We start from the raw sequence: 25,441 nt of genomic DNA, 5'->3' as shown, positions 1-25,441 counted from the left end.
GCTTCAGCCCAGAATCGGAACGCAGCGCACCTCGGTCTTCACCGAATTGGCGATGAAACATTCGTCGTGGGCGCGATGGTGAAGGCTTTCCAACTCGCTGAGCGAGGGCTGCTTTTCGCCGCTGAAGACGACATGCGGACGGAGGGTCACGACGGTCATGGCGAGACGGCCTTCGGCATTCTTCTCCATAATGCCCTCGGCGGCATCGGTGTAGCTGTCGACGCAAAAGCGCTGTTTTGCGGCGATCGACAGGAACCAGAGCATGTGGCAGCTGGAGAGCGAAGCGACGAAAGCCTCTTCCGGATCGACGGCATCCTCGGCGGAATGAGGCAGCGGCACGACATGCGCGGAAGAGGACGCCCTCACCTCGATGCCGCCGTCGAAGCTCCAGCGGTGGGCGCGGCTGTAGCGGTTGTCGGTGAAGGTTTCGCCGTTCCGCTGCCAGGCGATCGTTGCGCCGTATGTTCCCATCTCCATCTCCTTTTTCCACGCAATTCCGGACGCAAAACCGTGGCACAGTTTTGCTGGAATTGCTCTATTTCGCGAATTCGGCCAGCTGCGTCATGATGACGGCAGCGACCTGCAGGCGTTTTTCCGGCGTCGGCAAGTCGCGGGTCAGGAACAGGCTGTGATCGGGGCGGATCTTTGCCATCGTGCCCTGCTTGCCGATATAACCGACGAGGTTTGCCGGGTTGGGGAATTCCTTGTTGCGGAACTGCACGACGACACCCTTCGGGCCGGCATCGAGCTTTTCGACATTGGCGGTGCGGCAGAGCGACTTGATGTAGACGATCTTCAGCAGGTGCTGGACTTCGATCGGCATCGGGCCGAAGCGGTCGATCATCTCGGCGCCGAAGCCGTCGATCTCTTTGAGTTCAGTGATTTCCCCGAGACGGCGGTAGAGCGCCATGCGCAGATGCAGGTCGGGCACATAACCTTCCGGGATCATCACCGTCGTGCCGACGGAGATCTGCGGCGACCAGCCGGTGTCGTGGATCTCGTCGACACCCTTGACCTCGGCGACCGCCTCTTCCAGCATCTGCTGATAAAGTTCGAAGCCGACTTCCTTGATATGGCCTGACTGCTCCTCGCCGAGCAGGTTGCCGGCGCCGCGAATATCGAGATCGTGGCTTGCCAGCTGGAAACCGGCGCCGAGCGTATCCAGCGACTGCAGCACCTTGAGGCGGCGTTCGGCGGTGGCCGTCAGCACCTTGTTGACCGGCAGGGTGAAGAGGGCGAAAGCGCGCACCTTCGAGCGCCCGACGCGGCCACGCAGCTGATAGAGCTGGGCAAGGCCGAACATGTCGGCACGGTGGACGATCAGCGTATTGGCTGTGGGCACGTCGAGGCCGGATTCGACGATGGTTGTCGACAACAGCACATCGTAGCGGCCTTCATAAAAGGCGTTCATGATGTCTTCGAGTTCGCCGGCCGGCATCTGGCCATGGGCGATGGCGACCTTCAGCTCCGGCACATCGGACTGCAGGAAGGCATGCACGTCCTCGAGATCGGCAAGCCTGGGGCAGACATAGAAGCTCTGGCCGCCGCGATAATGCTCGCGCATCAGCGTCTCGCGGATGACCAGGCTGTCGAAGGGCGAGATAAAGGTGCGCACCGCCATGCGGTCGACCGGCGGCGTGGTGATCAGCGACAATTCGCGCACGCCGGTCATGGCAAGCTGCAGGGTGCGTGGGATCGGCGTTGCCGACAGCGTCAGCACGTGCACGTCGCTTTTCAGTTCCTTCAGCCGCTCCTTGTGCTTGACGCCGAAATGCTGCTCCTCATCGATGACGAGCAGACCGAGATTGGCGAATTTGATGCCGGCGCCGAGCAGCGCATGGGTGCCGACGACGATATCGGTCTTGCCTTCCGCCACTTCCTTCTTGGTCAGCGCCAGCTCCTTGGCGCCGACTAGGCGCGAGGCCTGCTGGATACGCACCGGCAGACCGCGGAAACGGTCGGAGAAGGTCTTGAAATGCTGGCGGGAAAGCAGCGTCGTCGGCACGACGACGGCGACCTGGGCGCCGTTCATCGCCGCGACGAAGGCGGCGCGCAGTGCTACTTCCGTCTTGCCGAAGCCGACGTCGCCGCAGACCAGACGGTCCATCGGTCGGCCGGCGCCGAGATCGGAGCGCACCGCCTCGATGGCGTTATCCTGGTCCTCGGTCTCGTCATAGGGGAAGCGGGCGGCGAATTCGTCGTAAAGGCCCTCCGGCGTCGTCAGCATCGGCGCATGGCGCGTCAGGCGCTCGGCGGCGATGCGGATCAGCGCATCGGCCATGTCGAGCAGGCGCTTCTTGAGCTTGGCCTTGCGCATCTGCCAGGCGCCGCCGCCGAGCTTGTCGAGCTGGGCCTCAGTGCCCTCGCCACCGTAGCGCGAGAGAAGATCGATGTTTTCGACCGGCAGGAACAGCTTGGCCTCGTCGGCATATTGCAGTTCGAGGCAGGCATGTGGCGCGCCCGCCGCCTCGATGGTCCTGAGCCCTATAAAGCGGCCGATACCGTGTTCGGCGTGGACGACGATCGAGCCCTCATCGAGGCCCGCGACTTCCGAGATGAAATCGGCTGCGCGCTTGCGGCGCTTGGAGCGGCGCACCATGCGGTCGCCTAATATATCCTGCTCGCCGATAACGACGAGATCGCCGGCCTCGAAGCCGGCTTCGAGACTGAGCACGGCAGCCGCCGCCTCGCCTCTCGCCAGCGAGCCGACATCCTTCAGCGCCTCGATCGGCGTCACCTTTTCCAGGCCGTGTTCGTTCAGCACCTGCAGCAGGCGCTCCAGCGAGCCTTCGGTCCAGGCGGTGACGAGCACTTTTGCGCCGGCAGCGCGGCGGTCGGCAATATGCTTGACGACGACGTCGAAGATGTTGATGCGTTCGGCATCGCCGCCGCCTTCGGCGTTCGAACGGGCCCAGCGCTGGCCTTGGCGGGCGTCAACATTGACGACCCGCCGCGCCTCGCCCTCATGTTCGTTGAAGGGGCTGATGCGGATCGCGCCGAGCGCGTCGAGGGTTTTGACGAAAAGCTTGCTGTCGAGATAGAGCTGGCCTGGCGTCACCGGCTTGTAAGGCGTGCCCTGCGTCATCCCCTTGGCCGGCTGGCCGGAGTTCAGGCGGGCGTCGTAATAGTCGAAAACGAGCTTGGAGCGCTCTTCGGCTGCCTCACGTACCGTATGGTCGATGACGATACGGAAGCCGCTGAGATAATCGAAGACGGTATCGAGTTTCTCGTAGAAGAGCGGCAGCCAGTGCTCCATGCCGGGGTAACGGCGGCCTTCGGAGACGGCGAGATAGAGCGCGTCGTCGCGTGTGGTCGCGCCGAAAGCGGAGAGGTAATTCTTGCGGAAGCGGCTGATCGTATCCGGCGTCAGCGTCACTTCGCTCATCGGGTTGAGATCAAGGGAGCGCACCTGCCCTGTCGTGCGCTGGCTGGCCGGATCGAAGCTGCGGATGCTCTCCAGCGTGTCGCCGAAGAAATCGAGGCGGACCGGCTCTTCGGAACCCGGCACGAAGACGTCGAGAATGCCGCCGCGCACGGCATATTCACCGACCTCGCGAACGGTCGCGACGCGCTCGAAGCCATTGCGTTCCAGACGACCGGCGAGATCGTCCATGCGCAGCTGGTTGCCGGGACGGGCCGAGAAAGTCAGGCTTTCGATGACATCCTGCGGCGCCACCTTCTGCAGCATGGCATTGGCGGTGACGAGCACGATTGCCGCATGCGGCTTCTTGCGATGGGCGATGAGGCCGCCGAGTGCGGCAAGCCGGCGGGCCGAGGTGTCGGCGCTTGGCGAGACGCGGTCATAAGGCAGACAATCCCAGGCCGGCAGAGTGAGAACCGGAATGTCGGGGGCGACGAAGCCCAGCATCTGCTCGAGATCGGCCATGCGATGGCCGTCGGACATGACATAGGCGACCGGCTCTCCCGTTCGGGCGAGCTCGGCGAGCAGCAGCGTCTCAAGACCTGCCGGCACATTGCCGATCGTCAGCGGCTCGGCAATGGCCGCAAGCTTCTTCGCATCGAAACCAGGGATCATTCCGGCGTCCTGAGGGGCTGGTCGAAATCGGGCTTGTAGGCAGCGATGCGGGCAAACATCGGTGTCTGGAAACGCTCAGGCACCGGCCATGTTCCCATGATCCAGCGGACGAGATCATTGTCCTCTTCCGCCATGATCGTCTCGAACTCGTCGAGTTCGGCTTCCGACAGAGTCGCGACCTCGGCTTCGGCGAACTGGCCGAAGACCAGATCCATCTCGCGGATGCCGCGATGCCAGCAGCGGAAAAGGATTCTGCGGCGGCGCGGGTCGAGACCGGCACTGGTGAGCGTGACACCTGTCATGGCATTACCTTCCTGTTGATGCGCCTCTATAGACCCTGGAAAGCGGCTTGTCAGCCTTGCCAAGGCCGCATTGTTCATCGCATTTTGGCCGCATGCGCCCCGCCATTCTCGATCCTCTGTTTTCCCCCATTTCGGGCCTTCCGGGCGTCGGCCCGAAGATCGCCGACCTGCTGGTCAAGCTGCTCGGGCGCGAGACGCTGGAGGATTGCCGGGTCATCGATCTGCTCTTCCACGCGCCCTTTTCGCTGATCGACAGGCGCAACCAGCCAGGCATCGCCCGCGCGCCGCAGGGTGCGATCGTGACGATCACGGCGCGCGTCGACCGGCACCAGGTGCCGCCGCGCGGCAAAAGCAATATCCCCTACCGCGTCTTCCTGCATGACGAGACCGGCGAGCTGACGCTGGTCTTCTTCCGCGGACAGGCAGCATGGCTGGAAAAGCAGCTGCCTGTTGACGCGGAGGTGACGGTCAGCGGCAAGATCGACTGGTTCAACGGCCGCGCCTCGATGGTGCATCCCGACTATATCGTCAGGGCGGACGAGACGGAGAGCCTGCCGCTCGTCGAGCCGATCTATCCGCTGACGGCGGGACTTTCGCCGAAGACGCTGCGCAAGATTATCGACGCCGGCCTGCCGCGTTTTCCCGAGCTGCCGGAATGGATCGACCTGGCGTTGACAGAGAAACAGGGCCTGCCGTCGATCCGCGACAGTTTCCACATGCTGCACGAGCCGCGCGATCTCAGCGATATCGACCCGCAGGCCCCTGCCCGGCGGCGGCTTGCCTATGACGAGTTCCTCGCCGGCCAGCTGTCGCTGAGCCTGGTGCGGCAGAGGCTGCGCAAGGTGGCGGGCCAGCCGGTCACTGCGACCGGCGCCGTCAGCAGCAAGATCCTGAAGACCTTGCCCTTCTCGCTTACCGGCAGCCAGAACGAGGCGATCGCCGAGGTTTTGAAGGACATGGCCGGCAGCGAGCGCATGCTGCGGCTGCTGCAGGGCGATGTCGGTTCCGGCAAGACGCTGGTGGCGCTGATGGCGATGGCGGCGGTGATCGAGAGCGGCGGCCAGGCCGTGCTGATGGCGCCGACCGAAATCCTGGCGCGGCAGCACCACGCGACGATCTCGAAATTCGCCGCCGCCGCCGGGCTCGGCATCGAGGTGCTGACCGGACGCACCAAGGGACGCGAACGGGAGGAGATCCTGGAGCGCATCGCCTCGGGTGCTGCCCAGATCGTCATCGGCACGCATGCGCTTTTCCAGGACAGCGTCGGCTACGCCAATCTGATGCTTGCCGTCGTCGACGAGCAGCACCGTTTCGGCGTGCATCAGCGCCTGCGGCTGACCGCCAAGGGCCTCTCGCCGCACATGCTTGTCATGACGGCGACGCCGATCCCGCGCACGCTGGTGCTCGCCGCCTTCGGCGACATGGACGTCTCCAAGCTCACCGAGAAACCTGCCGGCCGCAAGCCGATCCAGACGATCACCGTGCCGATGGAACGGACCGGCGAAATCGTCGGGCGGCTGCAAAGCGCGATCGCCGAGGGCAAGAAGGCCTACTGGATCTGCCCGCTGGTCGAAGAGTCCGAAGAGCTCGACCTGATGTCGGCCGAGGAGCGGCACGCAACGCTGGTCGCGGCACTTGGCCCAGATGTCGGCCTCATCCACGGTCGCATGAGCGGGCCGGAGAAGGACGCGGCGATGATGGCGTTCAAGAACGGCGAGACCCGGTTGCTCGTCGCCACTACCGTCGTCGAGGTCGGTGTCGACGTACCGGATGCGACGATCATGGTGATCGAACATGCCGAGCGCTTCGGCCTGGCACAATTGCATCAGCTGCGCGGCCGGGTCGGGCGCGGCGACGAGGCCTCGACCTGCATCCTGCTCTACAAGGGACCACTCGGCGAGACCGGCCATGCCAGGCTTTCGATCATGCGGGAGACGGAGGACGGCTTCCGCATTGCCGAGGAGGATCTGAAGCTGCGTGGTGAAGGCGAATTGCTCGGCACAAGGCAATCCGGCACGCCGGGATTCCGCATCGCCAGCCTCGAGGCGCATGCCGACCTGCTGGAGATCGCCCGCAAGGATGCCGCTTACCTCATCGAGCGCGATCCGGATTTGACCACCGAGAGGGGAACGGCGATCCGCACCCTGCTCTATCTTTTCCGCCGCGACGAGGCGATCCGTTTTCTCAGGGCTGGATAAAGCGCGCCGCGGCGCGCTTTAAGTCTCCTTCCATGCATGTCTTTATCCCAAAACCGCTGAACACTTTTGGGCGACATGCATCATTCAGCTTTGGAAACCGCCACCGGCTTCGGCCGCGGCAAATGCTTCTGCTTGGGATCGGCCGGCTTGTGTTCGGGCGCGACAAGCCCGCCTGAAATCAGGAACTTGGCGGCATCTTCCGGCGACATATCGAGCATGACGATCTTCTCGCGCGGCACGAAGATGAGGAAGCCGGCTGTCGGCACCGGCGTCGGCGGCAGGAAGACGGCGACCATATCCTGGCCCATGGCATTGAACTTCGAAGCGATTTCGCCCTTGGCGTCGGTGGCGATGAAGATCAGTGCCCAGAGGCCGGGACCCGGATATTCGATGAGGCCGACCTTCTTGAAGGAGTTCGCCTGTTCCTTCAGCACGGTTTCGAAAATCTGTTTCACGCTTCTGTAGATCGTGCGTACCAGCGGCATGCGCTGGACGATCGATTCGCCGAAACGGACGATGCTCTGGCCGATGAGGTTCTTGCCGAGGAAGCCGACGACGGTGATCAGCACGATGGCGATCAGTAGGCCGAAACCGGGAATGGCGAAATTGAGATAGCTTTCCGGGTTCCAGCGCGCCGGAATATAGGGCCTGACCCAGCTGTCCGACCAATGGATGAAGGTCCAGGTCAGCCAGATGGTGATCGCGATCGGCGCGCAGATGATCAGCCCTGCTAGAAAATTATTCCTCAACCGGGTCGCGACCGGCATTCTGGGGGTGTTGTCGGTCATCGTGTCCTGATGAGCTCCATCTCAGTCCTGGACAGGCCGGTATGCCCGCCCCTTCCCCCTTGTCCGCAAACCAAAATTGCCAGAATTCGGGGCCTGGCACAATATGTTTCGAAACGAAGGTTGCGGCGTTACAGGCTTATTCCACCGTCACGGATTTCGCCAGGTTGCGCGGCTGGTCGACATCGGTGCCCATGAAGACGGCGGTATGATAGGCGAGCAGTTGGATCGGCAGCGAGAAGATCATCGGCGCGATGATTTCGTCGACCACAGGCAGGGTGATCGTCGCCATGGTCGGCAGTTTCGAGGCAGCCGCACCGGCCTCGTCGGTGATGAAGATGATGCGGCCGCCGCGGGCTGCGACCTCCTGCATGTTCGAGACGGTCTTTTCGAAGAAACGGTCGTAGGGGGCGATGACGATGACAGGCATGTTCTCGTCAATCAGCGCGATCGGCCCATGCTTCAATTCGCCAGCGGCATAACCTTCGGCATGGATATAGGAAATTTCCTTGAGCTTCAGCGCGCCTTCCATGGCGAGCGGGAAGCTGGTGCCGCGGCCGAGATAAAGCACGTCCTTGCACTTCGACAGCTCGCGCGACAGGCTTTCCATCTGCGGCTGGATGAGGTTCAGCACCCGGCTCATGATACGCGGCATTTCGGCGAGATGGCGCACCAGCGCCCTCTCCTCATCGGCACTCACCGTGCCGCGCGCCTTGCCGGCACCGATCGCCAGCGCTGCCAGCACGGCAAGCTGGCAGGTGAAGGCCTTGGTCGAGGCAACGCCGATTTCGGGGCCGGCCATGATCGGGAAGACGGCGTCGGATTCCCGCGCGATCGTCGATTCGCGGACATTGACGACGGCGCCGATCTTCAACCCGTTGTCGCGGCAATAGCGCAGCGATGCCAGCGTATCGGCGGTCTCGCCGGACTGTGAAATGAAGAGCGCTACCTGCGACGGCGACAGCGGCATTTCGCGATAGCGGAATTCGGAGGCGACGTCGATCTCAACAGGCAGGCGAGCATAACGCTCGAACCAGTATTTGCCGACGAGGCCGGCGAGATAAGCAGTGCCGCAGGCCGAGATCGCAAGGCCGGTCGCCGCCTTGAAGTCGATCGCGGCGGCATTGGCGCCGATCGTGTTCTCGGCGAAATCGACATAATGGCTGAGCGCGTGGGAGATCACCTCCGGCTGCTCGTAGATTTCCTTTTCCATGAAATGGCGGTGGTTGCCCTTGTCGACGACATAGGCGGTCGCCTGCGAGATCTGGCGCGCGCGCTTGACCGGCTTGCCGCCGAAATCCAGCACCGCGACACCGTCGCGGGTGAGGACAGCGAAATCGCCGTCGACGAGATAGGTGATCTCGTTGGTGAAGGGCGAGAGCGCGATCGCATCCGAGCCGAGGAACATCTCGCCGCGGCCGTAGCCGACGGCAAGCGGTGGTCCGGACCGGGCGGCCATGATCGTGCCGGGATGGGCCTTGAGCATAACAGCCAGCGCATAGGCGCCGGTCACCCGGTTCAGCATCTTCAGCATGGCGTCGCGCGGCTCGAGGCCCTCGCGCAGGTATTTTGCCAGCAGATGGGCGACCACCTCGGTGTCGGTCTGGGTTTGGAAGACCGAACCCTCCTCGGTCAGTTCATCGCGAAGCTCGGAGAAGTTCTCGATGATGCCGTTATGGACGACGGCGACGCCTTCGACGAAATGCGGATGGGCATTGGTCTCGTTCGGAACGCCGTGGGTCGCCCAGCGCGTGTGGGCGATGCCGACGGTGCCGGGCAGCGGTTCGCTGTCGAGGCGCTTTTCCAGATTGAACAGCTTGCCCTCGGCCCGGCGGCGATCCATCACGCCGTCATGAATGGTGGCGACACCGGCGGAATCGTAACCGCGATATTCGAGACGCTTCAGCGCATCGACCAGGCGCCCGGCAACAGGCGCAGTTCCGACGATCCCCACAATTCCACACATGCAACATCCCCACTAGGCCCCAACAATGAGGCCAGTCCTAACGATTCCTGCTTATTTCTCAATCACCTCGGCGGTCACTTTCAATTTCCGCCGGTTACGCAAGGCCGGTCAGGCTTTCGCCTTCTTCGCCGCCTTGATGGCGAGCGCGCGTTCGCGCAGCAGCGTCGCGCGGCCGGGCTTGATCTCCTGCCGGGCACGGCCGAGCGCCAGTGCATCGGCCGGAACATCGACGGTGATGACGCTGCCGGAGCCGATATAGGCGCCGTCGCCGATCGTTACCGGCGCGACCAGCGAGGAGTTGGAACCGATGAAGGCGTTTTCGCCGATCACCGTCTCGCTCTTGTTGACGCCGTCATAGTTGCAGGTGATCGTGCCGGCGCCGATATTGCTGCCGGCGCCGATGACGGCATCGCCGATGTAAGTCAGGTGGTTGACCTTGGCGCCCTCGCCGAGCCTGCCGTTCTTGACCTCGCAGAAATTGCCGACCTTGGCGCCGCTGGCGAGATCGGCACCCGGCCGCAGCCGCGCGAAGGGACCGACGGTCGCGCCTTGGCTGACATGAGCGCCTTCGATATGCGAGAAAGCATGAATGACGGCACCGCTGTCGATCACAGCACCAGGGCCGAAAACGACATTCGGCTCGATCAGCGCATCCTGGCCGATGGCGGTATCGTAGGACAGAAAGACCGTTTCCGGCGCGATCATGGTGACGCCGGCCAGCATCATCTCGTGGCGGCGGCGCTCCTGCCAGAAACGTTCGATGACGGCGAGTTCGGCACGGGTGTTGCAGCCGGTCATCTCGATCTCGGGAGCGTCGACCGCAGTCACGCGTCCGCCGAGCGAACGGGCGATCTCGACGAGATCGGTCAGATAGAATTCGCCCTTGGCATTGGCATTGCCGATGCGCGTGAGAAGGTCGAGCGCCTTTCTGCCGTTAATCGCCATCAGGCCGCTGTTGCACCAGGTGACGGTGCGCTCGGCATCGGTCGCGTCCTTCTCCTCGCGGATGGCGATGAGTTCGCCATCCTTGACGAGCAGGCGACCGTAGCCACTCGGGCGGTCGGTGTGGAAGCCGATGACGACGACATCGCTGCCATCGGCAAGGCCCTGGCGGGCAGCCTTCAACGGTCCGTCGGTCTGGAGCGGCACGTCGCCATAGGTGACGAGGATATCGTCGTAGCCCTTGGCGATCGCTTCACGCGCAGCCAAGACTGCGTGGCCGGTGCCGAGGCGTTCCTTCTGCAGATAGGATTCGATGCTGACGCCGGCGATGCTTGCCGCCTTTGCCACGTCCTCGGCGTCACGGCCGACGACAAGGGCGACGGACGAGATGCCGGCGGAGGCGACCGCCTCGACCACGTGGGCGATCATCGGCCGTCCAGCGACAGGATGCAGCACCTTCGATTTCGAGGATTTCATCCGCGTGCTGTCACCGGCGGCAAGGATGACGGCAAGACAAGTGCGTTCCATGATTTGCTCCGCGAATCCGCGCCATGAGGCGGCTTTATCGCCTCATACTGCATAATTCCCTAAATCGGAATCGATTTAAGGATAAAATTATGCAGCACTTCGAAGTGCTGCAGCGTCCCTTGCGCCTCTCGAAAGATGCGCGGCGCTGCAGACAAGCAAAGCCTTCACAAGGGTAAAATTGCGCCCGAAATCGACCCTGTGACGGCCTCGGAACCGCGGGCCGCGAAAGCTTCATGCACATGAATGCGACCGTCCAGGATGACGTCCTCCATCGCGCGGCGCGCGGCGGCGTTATCGCCGGAAACGATCGCATCGACGATGCGCATATGGGTATCGGCGATATTGGCGAAGCCGTTTTCGGTTGGCGGCGTGCTCATCCGGAACATGCCGACGAGAGCTGCTTCGATGAGGCTGCCCAGTGTCCGCATGAAGGGATTGTGCGAGGCTTCGGCGATCGCCAGGTGAAAACGAAGGTCGGCGAGTGCCAGGCTGTCGGCCGTATGACCAGCCGCTGCCATTTCGAGCGCGAGCGCGCGCAGCATCTCGATCTCGTCAGCATTCGCTCGCTCGGCGACGAGACCGGCGGCGAAGGGTTCGAAGGCGAGCCGAATATCGTAGAGCTGCAGCAGAAACTCTTCCGTCACACCGTTGTCGAAGTGCCAGGCGATGATCTCGCTGTCGAACATGTTCCAGAGGTTCTTTTCGGTCACACGCGTGCCGACCCGCGCCTTAGCGACGACCATGCCTTTGGCGGCAAGCGTCTTCATCGTCTCGCGCAAGACCGTGCGGGACACTTTGAAACGTTGCGCCAGTTCCGTATCGCCCGGCAGGATCGAGCCAACGGGATAGGTGCCGGCGACGATCGCCTTGCCGAGTTCGTCGACGACCTGGGCGTGGCTCGTCCGGGTTCTGCGCCCCGTCTTGCGTGTCTCGTCCAATTTGTAGCGCAAGCGATCCGTCTCCCCCTCAGGCGTACCTCTTGTTCAGACTGGAAACGAACAGGATGGCTTTCTGCATCAGGATGAATGCAAACAGCAGAAGGCCAATCAGGATCTTGGTCCACCAGCTCGACAGCGTGCCGTCGAAGGTGATGTAGGTCTGAATGAGCCCCTGGATCAGGATACCGATCAAGGTTCCCGCCACGAATCCCGCTCCTCCGGTCAGCAGCGTCCCTCCAATGACGACCGCCGCGATGGCATCGAGTTCGACGCCGACTGCTGCAAGAGAATATCCAGCAGAGGTGTACAGCGAAAAAACGATCCCGGATAGACCCGCCAGAAAGCCCGACAGCGCATAGATCTGGATTGTCGTGCGGCCGACCGGCACGCCCATCAGCCGCGCCGTCTGCGTGCCGCCGCCGAGCGCATAGACGTTGGTGCCGAAGCGGGTGCGCTGGGCAATGAAGATGCCGACCGCAAAGACCAGAAGCATGATGCCGCCGATCAGCGTCAGCCGCCCGCCTCCGGGCAGACGGTAATAGAGGCTCGTCAACGTCGAATAATATTCGTGATCGATCGGGATGCTGTCGATCGAGAGCACGAAGGCCATGCCGCGCGCCAGGAACATGCCGGCGAGCGTGACGATGAAGGCCGGCATTTCGAGATAGTGGATGATCGCGCCCATGATACCGCCAAAGGCAGTCGTGATGACGAGCACGATCGCGAAAGCGAGCAGCGGATGGATCGAGGTGTTCTGCAGGATCACCGCGAGGAATACGCCGGTAAAGGCGATGACCGAGCCGATCGACAGATCAATGCCGCCTGAGATGATGACAAAGGTCATGCCGACGGCGGCGATGCCGAGAAAGGCATTGTCGGTCAGCAGATTGCCGATGACGCGCGTCGACAGCATGTTCGGATATTGCAGCGCGCAGCCGCCATAGGCGAGCACGAAAATGACGATGGTTGCAAGCAGCGGCAGGTATTTGGAGTTCATTTCGGCTGCTCCCTTCCGCCCTGCCGGCGGCTGGCGAAGATGGCGAGCGATTGCACCGCCGGCGACTGGATGACAAGGATGACGATAATGATGACGGCCTTGATGATCAGGTTGAATTCCGGCGGGAAGCCGGAGGACAGGATGCCGGTATTCACCGACTGGATGATCATCGCGCCGATCAGCGATCCGAGAATGCTGAAGCGGCCGCCGAGCAGCGAATTGCCGCCGACGACGACGGCGAGGATCGCGTCGAGCTCCAGCCAGAGGCCGGCATTGTTGGCATCGGCGCCCTTGATGTCGGCTGCGACGATGATGCCCGCGATCGAGGCGCAGAGACCGCTCAGCATGTAGACCGCCATCAACAGCACCGGCGTTTGAATGCCGGAGAGCGTGCTGGCGCGGCGATTGATGCCGACGGCCTCGATCAGCATGCCGAGCGCGGTGCGGCGGACAAGCAGGATGACGAGCAGGCCGACGAGAAGCCAGATGACGACAGGCATCGGCAGGAGAGCCATGGAACCGCTGCCGAAGAAGGTCAGCCCGTCATCGTTGAAGGTCAGGATGGCGCCTTCGGTGATGAGCTGGGCGATGCCGCGGCCGGCCACCATCAGCACCAGCGTCGCGATGATCGGCTGGATATTGAGGACTGCCACCAGGAACCCGTTCCAGACGCCGCAGGCAAGCCCAATCGCAAGTGTCAGGATAATGGTGTAGGCAACTGAATTTCCTGAAACAATCGACGACGCGGCGACGGCGCCGCAGATCGCGATGACCGCACCGACGGACAGGTCGATGCCCTTGGTGGCGATCACCAGCGTCATGCCGATCGCCAGCAGCGCCACCGGCGCACCGCGATTCAGCACATCGATCAGGCTGCCATAAAGCCGGTCATTCTGAACCACGACATTAAAAAACTGCGGCGACGTGATGAAATTCAACAGAAGAATGACAACGAGCGCAATCAATTGCGGCGCCAGACGATAGGCCAGCGCCTTCAGCGAGGACCTCATGCCTCCTCCATCTTGTGCTCTGCCGCAGCGATGGCTTCGACGATGCCGGCAGCGGTGATACGCTCGCCTGTCAGTTCAGCGATATGCTGTCTGTCGCGAAGTACGATGACACGTGAACTATAGGCGACAAGCTCTTCAAGTTCTGAGGAAATCACGATCAGCGACATGCCGCCGGCGCAGAGTTCTTCGATGAGCCGGATGATCTCGGCATGGGCGCCGACATCGATGCCGCGGGTCGGCTCGTCGAGGATCAGAAACTTCGGATTGGTCGCCAGCCAGCGGGCGAGGATCGCCTTCTGCTGATTGCCGCCGGAGAGCAGCCGGATCGGCTTCTCGCGGTCGGTGGTGCGGATATCGAGCGCCTTGATGTAGCGGTCGGCAAGTGCATTCTGCTCGGCGCGCGAGAGCGGCCGCGTCCAGCCACGGCGGGCCTGCAGCGCCAGTGCGATGTTCTCCCTGATCGACAGGTCGCCGACGATGCCATCGGTCTTGCGATCCTCGGGGCAGAAGCCGAAACCCTTTGCGATCGCGGCGCGCGGGCCGGAAAGCGTCACCGGCTGGCCGTCGATCGTGGCGCTGCCGCTGTCGGCATGCTCGATGCCGAAAAGCAGTTCGGCGGTTTCGGTGCGGCCGGAGCCGAGCAGTCCGGCAATGCCGACCACCTCTCCGGCGCGAACCTCAAGGTCGAAAGGTTTGACCTTGCCGCGTTTGCCGTAGCCTGCAAAACGATATCGAACCTCGCCTGCCGCAAGGCTGCGTTCCCTGACAGTTTCTTCGACATGCGCCAGCTCGCGGCCGAGCATCATGGCGATCAGGCCCTGGCGCGGCAGATCGGCGGCGTCGCGGGTGCCGACGAGCTTGCCGTTGCGCAGCACGGTAATGCGGTCGCTGATTGCATAGACCTGCTCGAGAAAATGGGTGATGAAGACGATGCCCAGGCCGCGCTTCTTCAGGTCGTCGATGATGCGGAAGAGCAGCGCGACCTCCTGGTTGTCGAGACTTGCCGTGGGCTCGTCGAGAATCAGCACCTTGCCTGAGAGATCGACGGCGCGGGCGATGGCAACCACCTGCTGGACAGCGACGGAAAAACGGCCAAGTTCGGCGGTAACGTCGATATCGATGCCGTAGCCGGTGAGCAGATCGCGCGCCTTGCGGTTCATTTCGCGCACGTCGGTCATGCCGAACCGTCTTGGCTGGCGTCCGAGAAAGAGGTTTTCGGCGACGCTTAGATTGGCCAGCAGGTTGACCTCCTGGTAGACCGTGCCGATGCCGAGCTTCTGGGCGGCGAGCGTATTGGCCGGATTGATTTCCTGGCCGTCGAGCGCCAGGCTGCCTTCATCACGATGATAGGCGCCGGTGATGCACTTGATCAGCGTCGACTTGCCGGCGCCGTTCTCGCCCAGCAATGCGTGCACCTCGCCTCTGCGGAGCGTGAAATCGACCTTATCCAGCGCCACCGCGCCAGGAAAGAATTTCGATATTCCGGAGGCCGCGAGAACGTTCTCGAAATCGTGAGTCATAAGGGTCTGTTTTCCTGATATTGACGGCAAAAGCCGCGCCGCGGCCGGACATGATGTCCCAAGGCGGCGAGGCAGTTCCGCACCGGTCCATGACGGGCCGGTGCGGTTCTACAGCGCCCCTCGTCTTTTCAGACGCGCAACCGACGCTGTAGCGCTTTGAATTACTGCATGATTTATCCTGAAATCGATTCAGATTTCAGGAATTGTGCAGTGTCAAATCAGATCAGTAGCCCTGGCCCTTCTTCTCTTCGTAGACCTTCATCGGGTCGTCGGCAGGCGTGTAGAGCTTGGATTCAGTCTGGATCCACTTGGCCGGAGCCTTCTTGTCCTTCAGATAGGCTTCGAGCGCATCAAAGGCCGGACCTGCCATATTCGGCGTCAGCTCGACCGTGGCATTGGACTCGCCTTCGGACATGGCCTTGAAGATATCGGGCACGGCGTCGATGGAGACGACGAGGATATCCTTGCCGGGCTTCAGGCCGGCTTCCTTGATCGCCTGGATGGCGCCGACGGCCATGTCGTCATTATGGGCGTAGAGAGCGCAGATATCCTTGCCGCCATTCTCGGCCTTCAGGAAGCTTTCCATGACTTCCTTGCCCTTGGTGCGGGTGAAGTCACCGGTCTGGCTGCGAACGATCTTGAGGTTGTCGTGGCCGGCAAGAGCCTCTTCGAAGCCCTTCTTGCGGGCGATGGCCGGCGACGAACCGGTGGTGCCCTGGAGTTCAACGACATTGCACTTCTTGTCGCCGACGGTCTTGACCAGGAACTCGCCTGCGACCTTGCCTTCATGGACCAGGTCTGAGGTCACCGCCGTCAGGTAGAGATCGTCGGGAGCTTTGATGGTACGGTCGAGAAGGATGACCGGAATCTTGGCTTCCTTGGCTTCCTTGAGAACGTCGTCCCAGCCGGTTTCGACGACCGGAGCAATGAGAATGGCATCGACGCCCTGAGCAATGAAGGAGCGCAGAGCCTTGATCTGGTTTTCCTGCTTCTGCTGCGCATCGGCAAACTTCAGATCGATGCCGCGCTTCTTGGCCTGCTCCTTGGTCACGGTCGTTTCAGCCGCACGCCAGCCCGATTCCGAGCCGATCTGCGAGAAGCCGACAGTGAGGCCGGCGGCCGAAGCCGAACCGAACATGCAGGCAGCCAGAATCGTGGCACTCAAAAGTGCAGTCTTCAATTTCATGATTTCCTCCCAATGCCGCTCCTCGCGGCGCAGGGTCAAAAAATCATATAGTATTACTTTTGTAAATCGGAATCTTAGGATGCGCTGCAGCAAAAAAAAGGGCGCCCAACAGAGGCGCCCTTCGCATCCGCGAGATAGCTTGCGGGATTATTTACCCGGCAGCTTGTCGTCCACACCTTCGACATAGAAGTTCATGCCGAGCAGCGTGCCGTCGTCAGCCTTTTCGCCGGCCTTCAGCCAGGGCGTGCCGTCCTGCTTGTTGATCGGGCCGGTGAAGGGATGCAGTTCGCCAGATTTGATCTTGGCTTCGGTTTCCTCAGCCATCTTCTTCACGTCATCAGGCATGTTGGTGTAGGGCGCCATCTTCAGGATGCCGTCCTTCAGGCCGTCCCAGCTCTGCTCGGACTTCCAGGTGCCGTCCAGAAGCGCGTGGACGCGCTTGGAGTAGTAGGTACCCCAAGTGTCGACGATTGCCGTCAGCTGAGCCTTCGGGCCTGCTGCAATCATGTCGGAGGCCTGGCCGAAGGCGTGGATGCCGCGTTCTTCGGCAACCTGCATCGGCGCGGTCGTGTCGGTGTGCTGCGTCAAGACGTCGACGCCCTGGTCGACCATCGCTTTGGCGGCATCAGCTTCCTTGCCGGGGTCGAACCAGGTGTTGACCCAGATGACCTTCAGCTTGAAGCTCGGATCGACCGACCTGGCGCCCTGCTCGAAGGAGTTGATGCCCATCACGACTTCAGGAATCGGGAAAGAGGCAATGTAGGCCGCCCCGTGATTCTTCGAGGTCTTGGCGGCGATCTGGCCGAGGATGTAGCGGCCTTCATAGAAGCGCGAATTGTAGGTCGCAAGGTTCGGGCCGGCCTTGTAGCCGGTGCCGTGCTCGAACTTGACGTCCGGGAACTTGGCGGCAACCTTGACCGTCGCGTCCATGAAGCCGAAGGACGTCGTGAAGATCAGCTTGCAGCCGGAACGGGCAAGGCGCTCGATGGCGCGCTCAGCATCCGGGCCTTCCGGGACGTTTTCGAGGTAGGGCGTGTCGATCTTGTCGCCGAACTCGGCCTGGACCTGCTGGCGGCCGAGATCGTGCGCCTGCGAATAACCGCCGTCGGTATGCGAACCGACATAGACGAAGCAGACCTTCGTCTTGTCCGCGGCGTGAGCAGCGGAAGAGATGCCGATCACCGCGGCAGCCGAGGCGGCAAGTGTGAATGCTAACTTCTTCATGGGGACCCCTGTTGGTGTGTGAAGTTATTGGAAACCCGTCTTTGTGTTGTTGCTTTATCGCTCCGGCACGAATGCTTTTCCGAGCGACGCGGGCGTGTTGATCAACGTCGTGCGCCGATTATGGGAAATGATGATGAGAACCACAATAGTCGCGGCGTAGGGCAGCATCGAAAGGAACTGCGAGGGAATGCCGAGACCGAAGGCTTGCGCATGAAGCTGCAGGATGGTGACCGCGCCAAAGAGATAACCGCCGGCAAAGACCCGCCACGGCCGCCAGGAGGCGAAGACCACCAGCGCCAGCGTGATCCAGCCGCGGCCGGCCGACATGTTCTCGGCCCATTGCGGCGTGTAGACGAGCGAAAGCTGCGCGCCGGCAAGACCAGCGCAGGCGCCGCCGAACATCACCGCCAGATACCGCGTGCGGATGACATGAATGCCGAGTGCGTGGGCCGAACCGTGACTGTCGCCGATCGCCCTGAGCTTCAACCCGGTCCGGCTGCGAAACAGGAACCAGCTGACGCCGACCACAAGCGCGATCGACAGGTAGAAGATCAGGTCCTGCCTGAAGAGAACATGGCCAACGACCGGAATATCCGACAGGACCGGAATGACGATCTCTCCCAGCCTGATGCCCGGCATGCCGACATAGGCTTCGCCAAGCATACCTGATGCGCCGAGGCCGAGAAGGGTGAGCGCCAGACCGGTCGCCACCTGGTTCGCCACCAGCGTCAGCGTCAGGAAGGCAAACAGAAGAGAGAAAAGCGCGCCTGCCGCAATGCCGCAGACAATACCGACATAGGGCGAGCCCGAGATCTGCGCGCCCGCAAAGGCGGCAACCGCGCCCATGATCATCATGCCCTCGACACCGAGATTGAGAACGCCGGAGCGCTCGGTCACGAGTTCGCCGAGGGCGGCGATGACGAGCGGCGTGGAGGCGGTGATGACGGTCAGCAGAATGGCTTCGAAGATGCTCATGCTGCCCTGCCCCTGACCCGCGACCAGACAATGCGGATTTTGTAATAGATCAGCGTATCGCAGGAGAGCACGAAGAAGAGCAGCAGGCCCTGGAAGACGCGGGTGACCTTGTCGGAAACGCCGATCGAAAGCTGTGCTGCCTCGCCGCCGAGATAGGTCAGCGCCAGCACCAGGCCGGATGCAATGATGCCGAGCGGATTGAGGCGACCGAGAAAGGCGACGATGATGGCGGTGAAGCCGTAGCCCGGCGAGATCGCCGGCTGCAGGTGGCCGATCGAGCCGGAGACCTCGGCTATACCAGCAAGGCCGGCAAGAGCGCCCGAGAACAGAAAGCTGAACCAGATCATCTTCTTCGACGAGAAGCCGGCAAAACGCCCTGCCCGCTCCGATTGGCCGAGCACGATGATCTCGAAGCCTTTCAGCGTGTAGCGCAACATGAACCAGGCACCTACCGCCGCTATGATGGCGAAAATGAAGGCCCAATGGGCGCGGCCAGACTCTTCCCAGATCGCCGGCAGCACCGCTTCCGGCGCGAAATCGCGCGAGACCGGAAAGTTGAAGCCTTTCGGATCGCGCCAGGCGCCGCGGATCAGCCAGTCGAGGAAGAGCTGGGCGATATAGACCAGCATCAGTGACGTCAGGATCTCATTGGTATTGAAATGCGCCTTCAGCAGCGCCGGAATGGCGGCAAAAAGCGCACCGCCGAGCGCACCTAGGATCAGCATCAGCGGCAGCACGAGCGGCGAATGCCAGTCGTAAAAGACGATCGGCAGATAGGAGCCGGTGATCGCGCCGATGGTGAACTGGCCTTCGGCGCCGATATTCCAGTTGTTCGAGCGATAACAGACGGCCAGGCCGACGGCGATCAGGATCAGGGGCGCGGCCTTGATCGCCAGTTCGTGCAGCGACCAGACCTCGAGCAGCGGCTCGATGAAGAAGGCGTCGAGTGCCTCGACCGGGTTCTTGCCGAGCATGGCGAACATGATGGCGCCGAATACCAGCGTCAGGACAAGGGCAAGCAGCGGCGAGACGAAGGCGAAGAGCTTCGAGACGTCGGGCCGTTTTTCAAGTTCAATGCGCATGAGGCGCCTCCGGGGCAGAGCTGCTCTCGTGCAGTCCGCCCATCAGCAGTCCGATCCTTTCCCGCGTCAGTTCGCCGGCCGGGAACGGGCGGGAAAGACGGCCTTCGCAGATGACAGCAATATCGGTCGCCACTTCGAAGATCTCGTCGAGATCCTGGCTGATGACGACGACGGCAGAACCAGCTCTTGCGAGATCGACGAGCGCCTGGCGGATGCGGCTTGCCGCCCCGGCATCGACGCCCCAGGTCGGCTGGTTGACGACGAGTACTGCCGGCTGGCGGTCGAGCTCGCGGCCGACGATGAATTTTTGCAGGTTCCCGCCGGACAGCGAGCCGGCGGCAGGATCATCGCCACTCTTTCGGACATCCATCGCCTCGGAAATGCGCCTTGCGGCGGACTTCACCGCAGCGTGGCGGATGATGCCGAGCAGGCCCAGAAACGCCTTGCGGTCCGACTGGCTGCGGGCAAGGACGAGATTATCCGACAGTTTCATGGCAGAGACGGCGGCATGGCCATGGCGTTCCTCCGGCACAAAGCCGGCGCCGAGGAGACGGCGGGTGGTGATGCCCTGGTTGCCGACCGGCTTCTTGCGGATGACGATCGCCTCGACTGAGGCAACCGGATATTCGCCGGACAATGCGTCGAAGAGCTCGCTTTGGCCGTTGCCCGCGACACCTGCTATGGCGAGGATTTCGCCGGAGCGCACCGCCATCGACACATCACGCAGCGGCATGGCGAAGGGGGTGCGCGCGGCGACGAAAAGGTTGGCGACCGCAAGCTGCACTTCGCCCTTGTCGCTGCGCTCCGGATGCGTCACGGTCGCCACTTCGCTGCCGACCATCATGCGGGCGAGCGAGGCTGGCGTTTCGTGTTTCGGATCGCAGGCGCCGGTGACGCGGCCATGGCGCAGGACGGTGGCGCGATCGCAGATGCGCTGCACCTCCTCCAGGCGGTGGCTGATATAAAGAACCGAGCGCCCCTCGGCGCGCAGTTTGAACAGCGTCTCGAACAGCTTGTCGGCTTCCTGCGGCGTCAGCACCGAGGTCGGTTCGTCGAGGATGATGAGTTTCGGGTTCTGCAGCAGCGCACGGACGATCTCGATACGCTGGCGCTCGCCGACCGAGAGATCGGCGACATGGGCATGCGGATCGAGCGGCAGGCCGTAGGCGACCGACAGCGCTCTCGCCTCCTCGGCGATTTTGTCGATCGGAATGGCGTCATCGAGCGACAGGGCGATGTTTTCGGCGACCGTCAGCGCCTCAAACAGCGAGAAATGCTGGAAGACCATGCCGATGCCGAGCTTGCGGGCTTCCCCAGGCGACGTGATCGCCACCGGCTGGCCCTGCCAGAGGATATGCCCGTCCGTCGGCTCGAGAACGCCGAACAGCATCTTCACCAGGGTGGATTTGCCCGCACCATTTTCGCCGAGAAGCGCATGAATTTCGCCCGGCGCTATATCGAGATCGATTTCATTGCAGGCAGCAAAGCCACCGAAGAACTTCGTCAGCTTCTGAACCGATAATAACGCACCGGAATCCGGCACATTCAATGGCGACACGTTCCCCTCATTTCTTCTGCCAACCGGTCCGTTCGGATCTCATGGAATCAGCAGCGTCGTTCCTGTTGTTTTTCTTGTTTCCAGATCCGCGTGAGCCCGCCCAACCTCACGTAGCGGATAGGTTTGATTGATATTGATACGCACTTTGTTGCTTTGCACAATATCAAATAGCGCTTTCGCACTGTCGATCAGTTCCCTACGCGCGGCGATATAGGTGAAGAGCGTCGGCCGCGTCGCAAAGAGCGAGCCCCTCTGCGCCAGCATCGCAAGGGTGAAATTCTCGATCGGCCCGGAAGATTGGCCGAAGGAGGCAAAAAGGCCGCGCGGCTTCAGACAATCGAGAGACTGTGGAAAAGTATCGCGGCCGATCGAATCGTAGACGACATCCACGCCCTTGCCGCCGGTGATGTCGCGGACACGGTCGACGAAGCTGTCGCTCTTGTAGTTGATCACATGGTCGTAGCCGTGGGCGAGCGCCAGCTCGATCTTGTCTTCAGAGCCCGCCGTGCCGATGACGGTGGCGCCGAGCGCCTTTGCCCACTGGCCGGCGATCAGGCCGACGCCGCCTGCTGCGGCGTGGAACAGCAGGACCGTCTCAGGGCCGACCTTGAAGGTGCGGTTCAAGAGATATTCGGCGGTCATGCCCTTCAGCATCATTGCCGCCGCCGTTTCGAGCTCTATGCCGTCAGGCACATGTACCAGATGGCGCGTCTCGATATTGCGTTCAGCGCTATAGGCGCCGTCGGCGCCGGCATAGGCGACACGGTCGCCGACCTTGAAATCCTCGACGCCGGGACCGACCGATGTCACGGTGCCAGCGCCCTCCTTGCCGGTGACGAAGGGCAGATGCGGGGTCTTGTAAGTGCCGTTGCGGAAATAGACGTCGATGAAATTGAGCCCGACTGCCGCCTGCCTGATCTGCACTTCGCCTGCCGAGGGTGACGGAAGATCGATCTCGACATAGTCGAAAACCTCCGGCCCGCCCGTTCTCGAGAATGAAACCGCCTGCGTTTTGGTCATCTTGCCTGTCCTATGCTTCGCGTCCAAGGGCGGGGAAGAATTGCAGCACCGCGCCGATGACGTAAAGATAGATTCCGGTCACGATGAAGAGAATGAGCGCCCATTCGGGCGTGTCGAAATGCATCAGCAGCGAAAAAATGCCGAGCGCCGACCACAGAAAAAAGACTCCGAGATTGAGCGGGCGCAGCCTTTTGACCCGAACCGGGTGGAGGAAATTGATCGGCAGAAAGGTCAGCACCACCGAGACGATGACAACAGTGAGCGCCGTCGTGGCGCTGGCATCGATGACGAACAGCGTGAAGACGATCATGTTCCAGACGACGGGGAAGCCGGAGAAGAAATACTCGTCCGTCTTCATGCCCATATCGGCATAGTAGATGGCGCTGGAGACGACGATCATGCCGGCGGCGACGAAGGACCAGGGCTCGCCGATCATGCCGCTCTGATAAAGCGCGAAGGCCGGTAGAAGCACATAGGTGACGTAATCGATGATATTGTCGAGCGTATCGCCCGACCAATTCGGCAGCACTTCCTTGACGCGCACCTTGCGGGCAATCGGGCCGTCTATGCCATCGACGAGAAGGGCGAGGCCAAGCCACCAGAACATATCGATGAAGCGGTGTTCGGCAGCGGCAACGACGCCGAGAAAGGCAAGGAAGGAGCCGGAGGCCGTCAGGATATGGACGGAAAAGGCGCGCATCTCCGCATAAGGAACACGCTTGTAGTTGAAAATCTTCATATTCCCCCGACCGCCCTATCGCGCCCGCCCCGGCAAGCATCTTTTTTTCGCCACCATCGCCGAACCCTGTTGCTGAATCGGGTTCGACGCCGTAGGTCTTTGTTGTCGCACCATTTTTGCCGAAAACCGGCATCCGTTTCCGGCGTGCTGCTCTAATATGCATCCTTTGCCGGGCTTCGCCAGCGGGAAATACGACATTCCCCGCCAGCCATTGAATCCTGACAATGACATGCATATTTCCCTTTAGAAGCGTCGCGTGGAATGGAATGCCTTTAATTCCGGCCCGATTTGTAATATCTCGCTCGCATCCGACTGTTCATCCGACGAAACGGGATCCGCTACCGAAATGAACGCGCCTGCAAAGACCGAAGACTTCGCCTTGTCCATCCCCGCCGGCGTCTATGCCGAGACGGTGCTCGATGTCACGCACTATACCGACCGGCTCTTCCGATTTACGATGACCCGGCCGCAGGGCTTCCGTTTCCGTTCTGGCGAATTCGCGATGATCGGCCTGATGGTCGAGGGCAAGCCGGTCTTCCGCGCCTATTCGATCGCCAGCCCCGCCTGGGCCGAAGAGCTTGAATTCTTCTCGATCAAGGTGCCGGACGGTCCGCTGACCTCACATCTGCAGGCGATCAAGCCGGGCGACCAGGTGCTGATGCGCAAGAAGCCGACGGGCACGCTGGTGCTCGATGCGCTGACGCCCGGCCGTCGTCTCTACATGTTCTCGACGGGAACGGGCATTGCGCCTTTCGCCAGCCTGATCCGCGATCCCGAGACCTACGAGAAGTTCGAGGAAGTCATCCTCACCCATACGACACGCGATGTCGCCGAGCTGAAATACGGCTTCGACCTCGTGCACGAGATCCAGAATGACGAGCTGCTGAAGGAAGTCGTCGGCGACAAGCTGCGCCACTATCCGACAGTCACGCGCGAGGATTTCGAATATCGCGGCCGTATCACCGATCTGATCTCCTCAGGCAAGCTGTTCACCGATCTCGGCGTGCCGCCGCTCGATCCGGCAATCGACCGCGGCATGATCTGCGGTTCCTCGGCCATGCTGAAGGATACCAAGGAACTGCTCGAAAAGGCCGGCCTCGATGAGGGCGCCAACAGCAAGCCCGCCGAATTCGTCATCGAGCGCGCTTTCGTCGGCTAAAGCATTTCTGACAATCAGACTTATGGCGGCTCCGGAAACGGAGCCGTTTCTACGTGTGGCTAAGGTAATCGATCAGCACCGCCATGGTGGTGCGCGCTTCATCCGGCCTGCCCTGATGGATGGCGCGGATGACGGCGACGTGCAGCGAGATGGAGCGATCCATGCGCTCCGGGCTTGCGGTGGAGTACCAGAGGCGACGTGAATGCGTCTGCACCGGGCCGAGTGCTGCCGTGATGAAGCCGTTCGGGCAAGCAGCCTCGAGGATTTCGTCGAAGGCCTTGTCGGCAGCGAAGAAGCCGGCGAGATCGCCGCTGACGGCGCATTCCTCCATCGCGCGGGCGCAGTCGAGGAGACGCGCGCGCTGTTCGTCGCTCGCATGTTCAGCGACAAGGCTTGCCGCGATCGGCTCCAGCTCGCGGCGCACCTGCATGACATTGCCATGATCCTCAGGCGCGATCTCGGCGACCTGCAGCCCGACACGCGGCTTCACCAGGATCAGTCCCTGCCAGGCGAGCTTCTGGATTGCCTCGCGCACCGGCGTACGCCCGTGGCCCGCCATGTCGATCAGCTGCTTTTCAGTGACCAGCGCGCCGGGTTTCAGCGCCAGCGTCACGATCAGATGCTCCAGCGCGAGATAGGCAAGATGGCTCTGTGAAGTCTGCAATACGGAGCTCCGTCGCCAAGTCTGATATATCACATAGTGACACGGTCAAAAACCGAAGACAAGTCGGCATTGAAATATCAGAATAGAGACAGATAGATAACATAGGCGAGGCGTGAAACTCGGCGAGGCATTGACGTCTGCGCGGTGCAGGCTCGAGCCACCCGCCCCGGCCCACCGAGGCACACCGGCTCGCCTACGTCATCAGGCCGGCACTACCCCTTAGTCACCCCTTGCGAAAAGCCCGGCTGGAAACCGAGATCGAATTCTGACAAGGGTCTTTTGCATTGGCGAACAGATAGCCATCGGCTTTATGGATGGTACCGAACTTGAGGCCATTCTCCGCGCATCGACTGCAAAAGGCCTCGACATCCTCCACGTCGAAGACCAGCTTGACCGCGGATTGGCCGCTCCGCTGCCCCTTCGCGGCCCGGTGCAGCATGATATTCGCACCGCCGTCCTGAGCGACCAGTTCAATGATTCTGTCGCCAGGCAGGCTGGTCGCCTTGAAACCGAAGTGCTTCTCATAAAAGCGCGCCGTTTCCTCGACGTTGCCGGCGTAGATCACCAGCCTGTTGAGCGGCATGATGCTGACCTCCGATAGCGGTTGCGTTC

General features: G+C 61.9%; 21 protein-coding genes. 2 read left to right on the top strand and 19 right to left on the bottom strand.

From position 1 onward, the window contains the following. Positions 1-3: 3 nt before the first annotated feature. The 3 genes from AC1ECN_RS20165 to AC1ECN_RS20155 form a co-directional block, all read right to left on the bottom strand. On the bottom strand, positions 4-471 hold the full coding sequence (locus AC1ECN_RS20165; RefSeq protein ID WP_130672579.1) for an OsmC family protein: 468 nt from the start codon (positions 469-471) through the stop codon (positions 4-6). Positions 472-535: 64 nt separating this feature from the next. Further along, on the bottom strand, positions 536-4,036 hold the full coding sequence (mfd, locus tag AC1ECN_RS20160) for a transcription-repair coupling factor (protein WP_130672578.1): 3,501 nt from the start codon (positions 4,034-4,036) through the stop codon (positions 536-538). Beyond that, positions 4,033-4,338: an FAD assembly factor SdhE gene (locus AC1ECN_RS20155; RefSeq protein ID WP_130725858.1), complete on the bottom strand. Its 306-nt coding sequence runs from the start codon at positions 4,336-4,338 to the stop codon at positions 4,033-4,035. The genes mfd and AC1ECN_RS20155 overlap by 4 nt, the downstream gene beginning before the upstream one ends. A gap of 92 nt (positions 4,339-4,430) precedes the next feature. Here AC1ECN_RS20155 and recG point away from each other — a divergent pair, with 92 nt between their 5' ends. Then, entirely contained in the window at positions 4,431-6,536 is a 2,106-nt protein-coding gene (gene recG / locus AC1ECN_RS20150; RefSeq protein ID WP_130672577.1) for an ATP-dependent DNA helicase RecG, read from the top strand. An 80-nt stretch (positions 6,537-6,616) separates the two neighbouring features. Here recG and AC1ECN_RS20145 read toward each other — a convergent pair whose 3' ends face one another. From AC1ECN_RS20145 to pcsA, 14 genes are all read right to left on the bottom strand, one after another. Further along, complete coding sequence (locus AC1ECN_RS20145; RefSeq protein ID WP_012757426.1) at positions 6,617-7,324, bottom strand: DUF502 domain-containing protein; 708 nt, start codon at positions 7,322-7,324, stop codon at positions 6,617-6,619. Between the two features lie 136 nt (positions 7,325-7,460). Beyond that, on the bottom strand, positions 7,461-9,287 hold the full coding sequence (gene glmS / locus AC1ECN_RS20140; RefSeq protein ID WP_130662794.1) for a glutamine--fructose-6-phosphate transaminase (isomerizing): 1,827 nt from the start codon (positions 9,285-9,287) through the stop codon (positions 7,461-7,463). A 108-nt stretch (positions 9,288-9,395) separates the two neighbouring features. Further along, positions 9,396-10,757: a bifunctional UDP-N-acetylglucosamine diphosphorylase/glucosamine-1-phosphate N-acetyltransferase GlmU gene (glmU, locus tag AC1ECN_RS20135; RefSeq protein WP_130664573.1), complete on the bottom strand. Its 1,362-nt coding sequence runs from the start codon at positions 10,755-10,757 to the stop codon at positions 9,396-9,398. Between the two features lie 164 nt (positions 10,758-10,921). Next, positions 10,922-11,707, bottom strand: a complete 786-nt coding sequence (locus AC1ECN_RS20130; protein WP_018494653.1) for a FadR/GntR family transcriptional regulator — start codon at positions 11,705-11,707, stop codon at positions 10,922-10,924. Between the two features lie 16 nt (positions 11,708-11,723). Next, positions 11,724-12,692 carry a galactofuranose ABC transporter, permease protein YjfF gene (yjfF, locus tag AC1ECN_RS20125; RefSeq protein ID WP_130672576.1) on the bottom strand — a complete coding sequence of 323 codons (969 nt, stop codon included), beginning with the start codon at positions 12,690-12,692 and terminating at the stop codon, positions 11,724-11,726. After that, positions 12,689-13,702 carry an ABC transporter permease gene (locus AC1ECN_RS20120; protein ID WP_018069592.1) on the bottom strand — a complete coding sequence of 338 codons (1,014 nt, stop codon included), beginning with the start codon at positions 13,700-13,702 and terminating at the stop codon, positions 12,689-12,691. Before AC1ECN_RS20120 ends, yjfF begins: the two co-directional genes overlap by 4 nt. Then, positions 13,699-15,222 (bottom strand): galactofuranose ABC transporter, ATP-binding protein YtfR, encoded by a 1,524-nt coding sequence (gene ytfR, locus AC1ECN_RS20115; RefSeq protein WP_018069593.1) that lies wholly within the window; start codon positions 15,220-15,222, stop codon positions 13,699-13,701. Before ytfR ends, AC1ECN_RS20120 begins: the two co-directional genes overlap by 4 nt. A gap of 223 nt (positions 15,223-15,445) precedes the next feature. Further along, positions 15,446-16,408 (bottom strand): galactofuranose ABC transporter, galactofuranose-binding protein YtfQ, encoded by a 963-nt coding sequence (gene ytfQ, locus AC1ECN_RS20110; protein ID WP_018069594.1) that lies wholly within the window; start codon positions 16,406-16,408, stop codon positions 15,446-15,448. A gap of 147 nt (positions 16,409-16,555) precedes the next feature. Further along, a complete protein-coding gene (locus AC1ECN_RS20105) occupies positions 16,556-17,632 on the bottom strand; it encodes a BMP family ABC transporter substrate-binding protein (RefSeq protein ID WP_018069595.1) in 1,077 nt (358 codons plus the stop codon). A gap of 54 nt (positions 17,633-17,686) precedes the next feature. Continuing rightward, on the bottom strand, positions 17,687-18,607 hold the full coding sequence (locus tag AC1ECN_RS20100; protein ID WP_130672574.1) for an ABC transporter permease: 921 nt from the start codon (positions 18,605-18,607) through the stop codon (positions 17,687-17,689). Continuing rightward, entirely contained in the window at positions 18,604-19,689 is a 1,086-nt protein-coding gene (locus tag AC1ECN_RS20095; RefSeq protein WP_130672573.1) for an ABC transporter permease, read from the bottom strand. Before AC1ECN_RS20095 ends, AC1ECN_RS20100 begins: the two co-directional genes overlap by 4 nt. Next, the gene (locus AC1ECN_RS20090; protein ID WP_130672572.1) at positions 19,679-21,247 is read right to left on the bottom strand and encodes an ABC transporter ATP-binding protein; all 1,569 of its coding nucleotides are present in this window, start codon (positions 21,245-21,247) and stop codon (positions 19,679-19,681) included. Before AC1ECN_RS20090 ends, AC1ECN_RS20095 begins: the two co-directional genes overlap by 11 nt. A gap of 39 nt (positions 21,248-21,286) precedes the next feature. Beyond that, a complete protein-coding gene (locus AC1ECN_RS20085) occupies positions 21,287-22,267 on the bottom strand; it encodes a quinone oxidoreductase family protein (protein ID WP_130672571.1) in 981 nt (326 codons plus the stop codon). A 10-nt stretch (positions 22,268-22,277) separates the two neighbouring features. Next, the gene (pcsA, locus tag AC1ECN_RS20080) at positions 22,278-23,006 is read right to left on the bottom strand and encodes a phosphatidylcholine synthase (RefSeq protein ID WP_018069600.1); all 729 of its coding nucleotides are present in this window, start codon (positions 23,004-23,006) and stop codon (positions 22,278-22,280) included. 346 nt (positions 23,007-23,352) lie between these two features. Here pcsA and AC1ECN_RS20075 point away from each other — a divergent pair, with 346 nt between their 5' ends. Further along, the gene (locus tag AC1ECN_RS20075) at positions 23,353-24,165 is read left to right on the top strand and encodes a ferredoxin--NADP reductase (protein ID WP_018069601.1); all 813 of its coding nucleotides are present in this window, start codon (positions 23,353-23,355) and stop codon (positions 24,163-24,165) included. Between the two features lie 49 nt (positions 24,166-24,214). Here AC1ECN_RS20075 and AC1ECN_RS20070 read toward each other — a convergent pair whose 3' ends face one another. Further along, a complete protein-coding gene (locus AC1ECN_RS20070) occupies positions 24,215-24,829 on the bottom strand; it encodes a GntR family transcriptional regulator (RefSeq protein ID WP_130672570.1) in 615 nt (204 codons plus the stop codon). 223 nt (positions 24,830-25,052) lie between these two features. Then, the gene (locus AC1ECN_RS20065) at positions 25,053-25,412 is read right to left on the bottom strand and encodes a VOC family protein (RefSeq protein ID WP_130661567.1); all 360 of its coding nucleotides are present in this window, start codon (positions 25,410-25,412) and stop codon (positions 25,053-25,055) included. Between the last annotated feature and the right edge of the window lie 29 nt (positions 25,413-25,441).

The organism is Rhizobium sp. 01N447_2, from assembly GCF_056399245.1.
Note: the sequence above shows the minus strand (reverse complement) of the source record. Positions and strands in the feature narration are given on the sequence as shown.